10 protein-coding genes are annotated in these 11,443 nt (G+C 73.3%); 1 reads left to right on the top strand and 9 read right to left on the bottom strand.

Going from position 1 to position 11,443, the window contains the following annotated elements; genetic code table 11:
* Positions 1-42 precede the first annotated feature (42 nt).
* The 9 genes from D9V36_RS23660 to D9V36_RS41075 all read right to left on the bottom strand — a co-directional run bounded on the left by D9V36_RS23660 (position 43) and on the right by D9V36_RS41075 (position 9,935).
* Positions 43-456: a DUF3151 domain-containing protein gene (locus D9V36_RS23660; protein ID WP_129295545.1), complete on the bottom strand. Its 414-nt coding sequence runs from the start codon at positions 454-456 to the stop codon at positions 43-45.
* 220 nt (positions 457-676) lie between these two features.
* The gene (locus D9V36_RS23655) at positions 677-2,251 is read right to left on the bottom strand and encodes an MFS transporter (RefSeq protein ID WP_129295544.1); all 1,575 of its coding nucleotides are present in this window, start codon (positions 2,249-2,251) and stop codon (positions 677-679) included.
* Positions 2,252-2,523: 272 nt separating this feature from the next.
* A complete protein-coding gene (gene fbaA, locus D9V36_RS23650; protein ID WP_129295543.1) occupies positions 2,524-3,546 on the bottom strand; it encodes a class II fructose-bisphosphate aldolase in 1,023 nt (340 codons plus the stop codon).
* Between the two features lie 219 nt (positions 3,547-3,765).
* Positions 3,766-4,308 carry an orotate phosphoribosyltransferase gene (gene pyrE, locus D9V36_RS23645; protein WP_129295542.1) on the bottom strand — a complete coding sequence of 181 codons (543 nt, stop codon included), beginning with the start codon at positions 4,306-4,308 and terminating at the stop codon, positions 3,766-3,768.
* Positions 4,309-4,432: 124 nt separating this feature from the next.
* The gene (locus D9V36_RS23640) at positions 4,433-5,293 is read right to left on the bottom strand and encodes an aldose 1-epimerase (protein ID WP_129295541.1); all 861 of its coding nucleotides are present in this window, start codon (positions 5,291-5,293) and stop codon (positions 4,433-4,435) included.
* A 187-nt stretch (positions 5,294-5,480) separates the two neighbouring features.
* The gene (locus D9V36_RS23635; protein ID WP_129295540.1) at positions 5,481-6,548 is read right to left on the bottom strand and encodes a carbon monoxide dehydrogenase subunit G; all 1,068 of its coding nucleotides are present in this window, start codon (positions 6,546-6,548) and stop codon (positions 5,481-5,483) included.
* 171 nt (positions 6,549-6,719) lie between these two features.
* Complete coding sequence (locus tag D9V36_RS23630; protein WP_129295539.1) at positions 6,720-8,444, bottom strand: polyamine aminopropyltransferase; 1,725 nt, start codon at positions 8,442-8,444, stop codon at positions 6,720-6,722.
* Positions 8,445-8,709: 265 nt separating this feature from the next.
* Positions 8,710-9,231 carry a DUF2617 family protein gene (locus D9V36_RS23625; RefSeq protein ID WP_129295538.1) on the bottom strand — a complete coding sequence of 174 codons (522 nt, stop codon included), beginning with the start codon at positions 9,229-9,231 and terminating at the stop codon, positions 8,710-8,712.
* A 407-nt stretch (positions 9,232-9,638) separates the two neighbouring features.
* On the bottom strand, positions 9,639-9,935 hold the full coding sequence (locus D9V36_RS41075) for a hypothetical protein (protein ID WP_164992853.1): 297 nt from the start codon (positions 9,933-9,935) through the stop codon (positions 9,639-9,641).
* Positions 9,936-10,133: 198 nt separating this feature from the next.
* Here D9V36_RS41075 and D9V36_RS23615 point away from each other — a divergent pair, with 198 nt between their 5' ends.
* A complete protein-coding gene (locus tag D9V36_RS23615) occupies positions 10,134-11,312 on the top strand; it encodes a pyridoxal phosphate-dependent aminotransferase (protein ID WP_129295537.1) in 1,179 nt (392 codons plus the stop codon).
* Positions 11,313-11,443 lie beyond the last annotated feature (131 nt).

Genomic DNA, 11,443 nt, shown 5'->3' with positions numbered 1-11,443 from the left:
TGCCGAGGGTGTCGGCCGTTTCAGCCGAGAGTGTCGGCCGCGTCAGCCGAGGGTGTCGGCCGCGGTCGGCGAGGAGTCCCGCAGGAAGGCCGAGCAGCGCTCGTACTCCTCCTGCTCACCGATCGCCTGGGCGGCGCGGGCGAGGGCGTGCAGCGCCCGCAGGAAGCCGCGGTTGGGCTCGTGCTCGAACGGCACCGGGCCGTGGCCCTTCCAGCCGGCCCGGCGCAGCGCGTCCAGGCCTCGGTGGTAGCCGGTGCGGGCGTAGGCGTACGACTCCACGACCCGGTCCTGCTCGAAGGCGTCGTCCGCGAGCTGGGCCCAGGCCAGGGAGGAGGTCGGGTACTTCGCGGCGACATCGGACGGCGCCGTGCCCGAGGCGAGCAGTTCGCGGGGTTCCGGGTCGTCGGGCAGCTGGGTCGGGGGCGGTCCCCCGAGCAGGTTCTCGTGAATGGCCATGGTTCCCAGTCTGCCTGGTCGCCGGGGCGGGGCGGGCGGCGGCCGGGATCTTGCGCCCTGGGGTACGGGAGGACGGGAGGCGGAGTGCGGGTGGCCGGAGGCCTGGGGGTACGGGCAGTCGGCGGCTAGCGTTCGGCGGCCGGCGGCCTGAGATACGGGCGGCCGACGCTCGGCGGCCGGTGGCCTGGACGGATTCCGGCCGGCGGCCCGGACCCGGCTCCTAAGGGGTGTCTCCCCCGGCCGGCCGGGGTGGCCGTCCCCCGCCGCGCGGCAGCCGCCGGACCCTCCGGACCGTGGTCTCGCCCGGATCCAGCGGCGGTGCGCACACCCCGCAGTGGTAGGTCGTCTCCGCCCGGCACGGCTCCTCGGCGCCCGGTGCGGCGCGCAGCACATTGCTGCGTACGGTCAGCACGGCGATCAGCGCGCCGATCACCAGGATGCCCGCGCACAGCGGCATGGCCCGCCGGAAGGCCGCGCCGAACGCGTCCGCAGAGCGGTAGGCCTCCGGGCCGATGCCCGCCAGCAGCGGCAGCGCGGCGACCGCCATCAGGCTCGCGGCCCGCGCCGCCGCGTTGTTGATGCCGCTGGCCAGGCCCGCCCGGTCCACGTCCACCGACGCCAGCACGGTCGAGGTGAGCGGCGCGACCAGCGTCACCATCCCCGCGCCCAGCACCACCAGCGCGGGCAGCACATCGGTGAAGTACGAGGCGCCCCGGCCCACCCGCGTCATCAGCAGCATCCCCGCGGCGCACAGCAGCGGTCCGACGGTGAGCGGAATCCGCGGCCCGATGCGCTGCCCCAGCTGGCCCGAGCGGGCGGACAGCAGCAGCATCAGCACGGTGGTGGGCAGCAGCGCGGTACCGGCCTGGAGCGCCGAGTACCCCACCACGACCTGGAGCTGGAGCACGGAGAGGAAGAAGAAGCCGCCGAACGCGGCGTAGACGCACACCGTCACGGCGTTGACGGCCGAGAACAGCCGGATGCCGAAGATCGCCGGGGGCAGCATCGGATCCTTCCGCCGCCGCTCGACATGGACGAAGAGCACCCCGAGCAGCACCCCGGCCACCGCCGGAACGATCACGCCGGGCCCGGCGCCCCCGCCCGGGGCGGCGATCAGCGCATAGGTCACCCCGGCCAGCGCCAGCGCGCCCAGCACCGCGCCGGGCACATCGAAGCCGCGGCGCTCGCGGGCGTCCCGCTCCCGGGTCTCGGGGACGTGCCGCAGCGCCACCGGTACGCACACCGCCGCCAGCGGCACGTTCAGGAAGAACACCCAGCGCCAGCCCGCCCCGTCCACCAGCCAGCCGCCGATGAACGGGCCGACCGCCGCGGCCACACCACCGAGCCCCGACCAGGCACCGACCGCCCGCGCCCGGTCATCGGGGTGGAAGACGGCCTGGATCAGGGCCAGCGAACCGGGGGTGAGCAGCGCCCCGCCGACGCCCTGCAGCGCCCGGGCCGCGACCAGCACCCCGGCGCCCGGCGCGAGCCCGCACAGCAGCGAGGCCGCGGCGAACCACACCACCCCGATCACGAACACCCGGCGCCGGCCGAAGCGGTCACCGAGGGCGCCGCCCAGCAGGATCAGCGAGGAGAGGGTGAGCATGTAGGCGGTGACGGTCCACTGGAGCACCGCCAGATCCGTGTTGAGGTCCTTGCCGATCCTGGGCAGGGCGACATTGACGACGGTGCTGTCGAGCATCGCCATGCCGGACCCCAGCACGGCCGTCGCCAGCACCCACCGGCCCTGTGCCGAGGCCAGCCGGACCGCGCCGGGCGCACTCGGTTCGCTCATACCGCGAGCATGCCCGTATCCGCGTCCGCTCGCCCGCCCTGAGCACACGCAGGCCCCGGGCGCGGGCGCATACAAGCACCGGGCCGGGCGCACGGCAGGCACCGGGCCGGGCGCACGGCAGGCACCGGGTCAGGCACACGGCGAGCACCGGGGCCGGGCACACCGAAGGCTCCGCATCACACCGAAGGCTCCGCATCACGGCGGATGCGGAGCCTTGGTGCGCAGCTACGGAGCTTGGTGCGCAGCGGGACCGGCCGTGCGGCCGGCCGCGCTTACTTGATCTTGGTGCCGGTGGAGCGCAGGTTCTCGCAGGCCTGGGTGACGCGCTGGGCCATCCCGGCCTCGGCCAGCTTGCCCCAGCTACGCGGGTCGTAGGCCTTCTTGTTGCCGACCTCGCCGTCGACCTTCAGCACACCGTCGTAGTTACGGAACATGTGGTCCGCGACCGGGCGGGAGAAGGCGTACTGGGTGTCGGTGTCCAGGTTCATCTTGACCACGCCGTTCTCCAGCGCGGTGGCGATCTCCTCGGGGGTGGAGCCGGAGCCGCCGTGGAAGACGAAGTCGAACGGGGCGGCCTTGCCGTACTTGGCGCCCACGCCCTCCTGCAGGTCCTTCAGCAGCTCGGGGCGGAGCACGACGTTGCCCGGCTTGTAGACGCCGTGGACGTTGCCGAAGGAGGCGGCGAGCAGGTAGCGGCCCTTCTCGCCCAGGCCCAGCGCCTCGGCGGTGCGCAGCGCGTCGTCGACCGTGGTGTAGAGCTCGTCGTTGATCTCGTGGGTGACGCCGTCCTCCTCGCCACCGGTCGGGGTGATCTCGACCTCAAGGATGATCTTGGCGGCGGCCGCCTTGGCGAGCAGTTCCTGGCCGATGGCCAGGTTGTCGGCCAGGTTCTCGGCCGAGCCGTCCCACATGTGGGACTGGAACAGCGGGTTCTGGCCCTTGGCCACCCGCTCCGCGGAGATGTCCAGCAGCGGGCGGACATAGCCGTCGAGCTTGTCCTTGGGGCAGTGGTCGGTGTGCAGCGCGACGGTGACGTCGTACTTCTCGGCCACGACGTGCGCGAACTCGGCGAGCGCGACCGCGCCGGTCACCATGTCCTTGTTGTACTGGCCGCCCAGGAACTCCGCACCACCGGTGGAGATCTGGATGATGCCGTCGCTCTGCGCCTCGGCGAACCCACGCAGCGCGGCGTGCAGCGTCTGCGTCGAGGTGACGTTGATGGCCGGGTAGGCGAACTTTCCTGCCTTCGCCCGGTCAAGCATCTCGTTGTAGACCTCGGGGGTTGCGATGGGCATCTGTCCGCTCCTTCAGGTATGCGGGTGTGCTTTTCTTGGCCCTGACCAGGGGGCGAGGACTTCGCCGAGCACATCTTCCCAGACTCGGCGAATTGCTCCACATTCCGCGCCCGGCCGTCCCGCAGTGTGGGCGGCCGGTTTCACGTGAAACCAGCCGCCCCTCGGGAAAGCCGCAGTTCAGCGCATTTTTGCCGGATTCCGCACGGCCCCCGGCCGCGGTCAGCTCAGGCCGAGGTCGCCCAGCTGGTAGCCGGTGATGTACGGGACCCCGGCGTCCGCGATCGCGGACGCGGCACCCCGGTCGACGATCGTTGCCACCGCAACGACCTCGGCGCCCGCCTCACGCGCCGCCTCGACGGCGGTCAGCGGAGACCCGCCGGTGGTGGAGGTGTCCTCGACGACCAGAACCCGGCGGCCCTTGAGGTCCGGACCCTCGATACGGCGCTGCATACCGTGCGCCTTCTGCGCCTTGCGGACCACGAACGCGTCCAGTCGGCCGCCGCGCGCGGCGGAGGCGTGCAGCATCGAGGTCGCGACCGGGTCGGCACCGAGCGTCAGCCCGCCGACCGCGTCGTAGTCGAGATCGGCGGTGATCTCCAGCATCAGCTGTCCGACCAGCGGCGCGGCCTCGCCGTCCAGGGTGATCCGGCGCAGGTCGATGTAGTAGTCGGCCTCCTTGCCGGAGGAAAGCGTCACCTTGCCGTGCACCACGGCCTTGTCCTTGATCTGCTGCAGCAGCTCGCCGCGCACGTCGTCACTCATGCGCACGAGCTTAAGGGCTGCCCCGTCACCCCTGGCAGGCGCACAGGGCCCCGCGGCAGGGCACGTAACCCCGCGGTGAGGCACACGACCACGGCCCTCGGGCGGTGGCGTTCTGCGCCGGCCCTCAGGCGGTGGGCGACAGGCTCCGCCAGCTCCAGGTCGTGGAGATCTCCAGCGGGTCGATGGGCGTGACCAGGCGCGGCAGGGTGTTGAGGCCGTTCGGCGGGCCGGACTGCGGCTCGACACAGACCGCGGCCTCCTGCTCGTCGTAGACCACGACCCACTCACCGCGGCTGCTGACCGTCAGCTCCAGCCGGTCCGGCCAGGTGAGGGTGGCCTCGACCCCTTGCGGCATCCCGAAGCAGTCGTCCCAGGGCCCGGGCTGCGGCGGGATCCGACGGCCGGTCGGGAGGTGGTCCTCGCCCCGCTCCTCCTGCCATTCGGGCGTGAAGTCGAGCCGTGCGTCCTCGCCGCCCTCGCCGAGGTTCCGCAGGAACCAGGGGTGCCATCCGGCCTGCGCGGGGAAGGAGTCGCCGGTCGCCTCGACGCACAGCGTGAGGGTGAGCGAGCCACCGTCCGCGGCCAGCTCGACGAGCTGGGTCACCCGCCCCGGATACGGCCAGGGCGCCGCCGGATCGGCGAGGTCGTAGGTGAAGACCGCCTCCGTGGCGCTCGAACGCGCGGTCCGCCAGCGGAGGTTGCGGCCGGTGCCGTGGATGGCGTGCGGCGCGGCGTTGAGAGGCATCTGGTGCCGCTCGCCCCCGTTGCGGAACTGCCCCTGAGCGATCCGCCCGCACCACGGAACCATCGGGAAACAGCCGTACCTGTCGCCCTGCCGCAGCAGCTCCGTACCGCCCACCCGCAGGCCGGCGATCCGGCATCCGTTGTCCGGACGGACGGTCACTTCGGTGTCTCCGGCGGCCAGCCGTACGCCCGGGGACGCCTGCTCCGGCGCCGCGTTCCGCGTGGTGTTGTCGGTACTCACGGGACCGACCCTAACGGTGCGTCGGCGCCGGGCGCGGGACGCCGGGACGGGGCACGGGGACCGGACGCCGGAACGGGACGCGGGGACGGCACACCGCAACGGGACGCGGGGACGAGACGCCGCAACGGGGCGCGGGACAACAGGACGGGGTGCAGGACGGCGCGCGGCCGGCCGGTGAACGACGGAGTCAGCGCCGCCGGCGCAGCACCCGGCCGACGACCACCGCGGACGCCAGCACCACGGCGGCGGCCGGCGCCGCCCAGCGCAAGGCCACCGAGGTGCCGTGCGGTTCCGGCGCGGGCACCGGTGCGTACCGCCCGCGCGGCGGGGCGTGGTCGACCTCCTCCGCGCTGCGCCCGATCATCGTCCGGCGGGCGTGCGCGGCCTCGGCGGGGGCGAGACCGTCCGGATCGTGGCCGTAGGCGTGCTCGGGGTGCCCGTCGTGCCCCGCGCGGAACACGTCCTCGGCGTCCTCCGCATCGAGATCCCCGACGTCCCCGGCGCTCCCCGCAGCGAGATCCCCGGTGTCCCCGGCCGCCTCGCCGAGGCCCGCCGCGTCCCCGGCGCCCTCGTCACGGGCCGGAGCCTCTCCGCTGCCCGGGTCCTCGTCACTGCCGGGCTCCAGGGACGACGGCGGCACCTCGGTGCCGAAGACCCCCGGCCCGGCCGCGCCCCCGGCCGAAGGGCCGTCGCCGGTCCGCTCCGCCACCGGACGCTGCCGCAGATCGGCCGTCAGGTTCTCCGCGAAGCGGTCCAGCAGCCGACGGCCGGCGGTCAGGGCGGACTGACCGCTGGCCTCGGCGAGCCGGCCGTCGCCATGGACCGTCCCGGAACAGGCCAGTGTCGTCCCGGGACCCGGTTCGGTGGCCGGGGAGAGCCGTACGGTCAGGGTCAGCGCGACCGACCCTTCGCCCCGCGTCTCGGTGCCCTTCGCCTCGACGGTGACCACGGTGACCACGTCGGCCGCACCGCCGTCGCCCGCACCATCGCCACCCGTCCTGCGGTCGTCCGGTCCGCCGTCGCCGGTCCCGCCGTCGCCGGATCCGCCGTCCTCGGCGGCGGCACTGACCGTCAGCGTGCCGCGGTAGGTGATGGTGGAGCTTCCGATACGCAGCCGCAGCCTGCCCACCGGGGTCCGGGGGGCGGCATCGGCGTCGAGCTGGACTCCTGGGACACAGCGCGCCACCCGCTCCGGCTCGGTGAGCGCCTGCCGCACGGTCCCGACGGGAAACGGAACGTACACCTCATGCTCCATGACATGGGAGCCTACCCAGCACCCCCGCACCCCGTGCCGCCCGAACGGAACTTTCTGCGCGGCGGCCCCGGCTCCCGCCCCGCACCCATATCCGCCACACCCTCCCCGGCCCCTCACTGGTACCTCACCGGCCCCTCACCAGTCCCTCCCGGCCCCGCACCACCCCGCCGCTCAGTCGAGATACCGCGGATGCATCAGCGTCGACGGCGGCAGCCCGGACATCCGGTCGTGCGCCTCGCCGCGCCGCCCGGCCTGCAGCTCCGCGCAGGTGAGCCCGGCCGGCGGCGGCGCATCGGGCGCCAGAGCGAGCCGCGGCCGGTGCCGCGCGGCCAGCACGAAGCCCCAGTACCGGTCCGGGCCGGGCGACGGCGCGGCGGCGGGCACCTCCGCGTCCACCGACGCCACAGGGGAGGCCGCGCGGTCCGGGCCCCCGAAGAACGACGCGGGCCGGCCGGCCAGGCGGTACGGCACCGTCTCCAGACCCACCGACCGGACCGTCGACTCCACCGTCCAGTACAGGCGCGCACGCTCGACCGGCGGTCCGGCGTGCACCACCAGCCGCCCGTCGGGGGCCAGCAGCCGCGCCGCGAGACCGTAGAACTCCTGTGAGTAGAGCTTGGTGCTCGCGGCGATCCCGGGGTCGGGGAGGTCGGAGACGATGACGTCGAACGGCGCCGGCCGCCGGCCGCGGCCGCGCAGGCCCTGCTGCCGCAGCCACTCGAAGGCATCGGCGGTCACCACCCGCACCCGCGGATCGCCGAGCGAGTGATGGTTGAGGCGGGAGAGGCCGGGGTCGCGGCGCGCGAGCCGCAGCACACCGGGGTCGAGTTCGACGACGGTGACCGAGCGGACCGAGCGGTGGCGAAGGATCTCGCGCACCGCGAGGCCGTCGCCGCCGCCGAGGACCAGCACCCGGCGGTGCGGTCCGGCCGCCATCGCCGGATGCACCAGCGCTTCGTGGTAGCGGTATTCGGTCGCCTCGCTGACCCGGAGCCGGCCGTCCAGATAGAGCGCCAGCGGCCCGCCCAAACCTTTCCTCCCCCGCCCCGCACCGGCTCCGTCCCCCGTGCCGCCGGTCATCACCACCTCCTGGATGCCGGTCTGCACCGCGACCCGCGCCGAGGAGCCGTACACCGCCTGCCGGGCGGCCCGCTCGAACGGCGCGGCCAGCAGCACGCCCGCGGCCAGCAGCGCGAGGACCAGGGCGTTGGCGGCGAGCAGTGCCCAGCGGGCGCGGGCACTCAGATCGTCGCGGAAGAGCCACAGCACCAGCACGCCGCCGGCCACCGCGTTGACCCCGCCGGTGAGCAGGGCGCCGGTCAGCTGGCCGAAGCCCGGCAGCAGCAGGAAGGGAAAGGCCAGGCCCCCGACGAGCGCACCGACATAGTCCGCGGCGAAGAGGTCGGCGACCGCACCGCCCGCGTCCTGCCGGCGCACCCGCTGGATCAGCGTCATCAGCAACGGCACCTCGGCGCCGATCAGGATGCCGATGGCCAGGGAGAAGCCGACGAGCGCGGAGCGGGACTGGCCGAACCAGGCGAAGCAGGCGTAGAGCGCCATGGCGGAACTGCCGCCGACCAGCGCCAGGCCGGCCTCGACCGCGCCGAAGCCGACCGCTGCCCGGCAGCGCAGCCGCTTGGCGAGCAGTGCGCCGACGCCCATCGCGAAGACCATGACGGACAGCACGATCGACGCCTGGGTGACGGAGTCACCGACCAGGTACGTGGCCAGCGCGACCAGTTCGAGTTCGTAGACCAGCCCGCAGGCGGCGCAGACGAAGACCACGGCGAGCACGAGCAGCCGGCCGGGCCCGGCCGGCACGGGCAGTCGCGCCGGCGTCATGGCCTCCGGCGGCCCGGGAACGCCGGTGAGAACGGGCTCTGGCGGGTCGATCATAAAGTGAACGCTACGTGACGATTACGTGCCTCTCCGTCACCCACACGGGTGCAGTCTGCGGGCCACACCCGCCGGTGGGGACACCGCCCTCACACGGGGCGCGCGGTGCGCTTTTGCACCACACCGGCCGGCCGGCCCGCGCGCCCGACACCGCCCGCGCCCCTCCGGGCGCCGACGCCCCCGGCGCACCGCTCGTACGCCCCTCGCGCCGCCCACGGCCGCACCCCCTTCCGCCGACCGGACCGGGCCCTTTCGCCCACCCCGGCTAGACCGCCGCGACCGCCGCCCGTACGCCCACCCGGGTACGCGTGGCCACCAAGCGGCCCTCCTGGGGATACGCGTGCCAGGTCCGCCAGCGCACCTGTCCCTGCTGGCACTGCGCCAGCATCGCGGTGAAGGCGTGCGGCGAGCCGGGGAACGTCCCGGCGAGGCCGTGCGGATGCTCGGCCACCAGCGCCAGCAATTCCTGCGCACGCCCCGCGAACGAGCCGCGCGACAGCGTCTCCACATGGGCGGCGAATTCGTACTCCCAGTCCCCGAGCCGCTTCGCCACACCCAGCGGCAGCGGTGTGCTGCTGCCCGGCATACAGGCGACCGTTTCGGAACAGGTGCCGCGCTCCTCTTCGAGAAGCACCTGGTGAGAAGCGCCGAGCAGCCTCAACTGCAGCTGTGCGCCGTGAAGTTGGAGATCGAGTACGGCGAGGGCCGGCAGGGGTTCCCTGCCCAGCGCCCAGGCCAGGTCGGAGGCACGGGTATCGGTGTACGCCGTCTGCAAAGTGGTGAGCATGGGTCGGCTCCGCAAGCACGCAGTGGAATGGTGGGCCGGCCCGCCCGTTGAAGGCAGGGAATATCCGCATGCCTGCCGGCTCGTGCCCACGTGGGAACGGAGAACGTGGGGGATTCTCCAGGGAGAGGGAATCATGAAAGCCCTGTCACCCACAGCGCTTTTACCCATCTTCTCCGGGTTTCCATCCGCCCGGGGGTTCTGCAGTTCACCTGTTCAACGACCAAGCGCCCGACGGGTGTTGATGTCTTCAACAGCACCCGCCAGGCGCATATGCGGTGAGCAACAGCCCTTCCGCATCAGTGGAGTTGGAGAAAACGGGCATCCGACACAGAAGCAACCGGACGCCCCTCAGAAGCAAACCGACGGCGGCTCAGGAGCAACCGTCGGCCCGTGAACCCGCCGTCGGCTCAGGAGCCGCCGCCACCACCGCAGCCGCCACCGCCACCACCGCCGCCACAGCCGCCACCCCCGCAGGAGGAACCACCGCCACAGCCCCCGCCACCGTGATGCCCGCCGCCACCGCCGTGGTGGTGTCCGCCGCCCAGGCTCGACCCCCCGTCACTGCCGGCCCACCAGCTGCCGCCGCCCGCCGCGGACGAACCGCCCCGGCCCCGTCCGCCCCCTGATCCGTTCACGCTCCGCGAGACCAGGGCCAGCAGGCCGACCACCACCACGCAGACCACCAGGAAATACACGATCCCCATCTGCCTCACATTCCTTTCTTCCCCCGAAGCGAGGCACCCGCTCCGTCCGGCGCCCGGTGCGCCGCTCCGGCGCCGTCCCGCGCCGGGGCCGTCCTCGTCGACGGCCGTCACTTGTCCTACGTACCGGGCTGCTGCCCGGCCTCCGCGATCTCAAAGCACTGTTGAGGAATTCCAGAGGTTCGACGGAGGATGGCGCCCATGGACCGACCGCTGCTGAACCGCCGCCTCGCCGAATTCGGCACCACGATCTTTGCCGAAATGTCGGCACTCGCCGTACGGACCGGCTCCATCAACCTCGGCCAGGGCTTCCCCGATGCCGACGGCCCGGAAGAAGTCAGGGAGGCCGCGGTGCGTGCCCTGCGCGACGGCCGCGGCAACCAGTACCCGCCCGGCCCCGGCATCCCCGAGCTGCGCTCCGCCATCGCCGCCCACCAGGAGCGCTTCTACGGACACCTCGGCCTCTCCTGCGACCCCGACACCGAGGTCCTGGTCACCGCGGGCGCCACCGAAGCCATCGCCGCCTCGCTGCTGGCGCTGCTGGAGCCGGGTGACGAGGTCATCGCGCTGGAGCCGTACTACGACTCGTACGCGGCCGGCATCGCGCTGGCCGGCGGCCGCCGCGTCCCGGTCACCCTGCGCGCCGACCCCGCGTCCGGCTCCTACCGCCTCGACCTCGACGAACTGCGCGACGCCGTCACCGACCACACCCGCCTGATCCTCCTCAACACCCCGCACAACCCCACCGGCACCGTGCTCTCCCGCGAGGAGCTCGCCGAGATCGCCCGCCTCGCCTGCGAACGCGACCTCCTCGTCATCACCGACGAGGTCTACGAACACCTCGTGTTCGAGGGCGAGCACCTTCCCCTCGCGTCGTTCCCCGGGATGCGCGAACGCACCGTCACCATCGGCTCGGCCGGCAAGACCTTCTCCTTCACCGGCTGGAAGGTCGGCTGGGTCACCGCACCCCCGGAGCTGGTCGGCGCCGTCCGCTCGGCCAAGCAGTTCCTCACCTATGTCTCCGCCGGGCCCTTCCAGTACGCCGTCGCCGAGGCGCTGGCCCTCCCCGACAGCTACTTCACCGCCCTGCGCGACGATCTGCGCGCCAAGCGCGACATCCTGGCCACCGGCCTCGCGGAGGCGGGCTTCACGGTCTTCCGCCCCTCCGGCACCTACTTCATCACCACCGACATCCGCCCCCTCGGCTACGACGACGGCTTCGCCTTCTGCCGCGCCCTGCCCGAACGTGCCGGCGTCGTCGCCATCCCCAACGCCGTCTTCTACGACCACAAGGACCAGGGCGCCCCGTACGTCCGCTTCGCCTTCTGCAAGCAGGAGTCGGTCCTACGGGACGCGGCGGACCGACTGCAGAAACTCTGACACGAGGCACCGCCGGACGCCCCGGTCCGGACCGCCCGCCGTCACGCCCGGTACGCCTCGGGCGGCGGCACCTCGTCCGGGGACTCCGGCGGCATGGACGCGGGCCCCGGAGCAGAAGCTCCGGGGCCCGC

Origin of the sequence: Streptomyces lydicus (assembly GCF_004125265.1) — a bacterium.
In the GTDB taxonomy this organism is placed as follows: domain Bacteria; phylum Actinomycetota; class Actinomycetes; order Streptomycetales; family Streptomycetaceae; genus Streptomyces; species Streptomyces lydicus_C.
The sequence above is the reverse complement of the archived record's forward strand: the minus strand, read 5'-3'. Positions and strand labels throughout refer to the sequence as shown.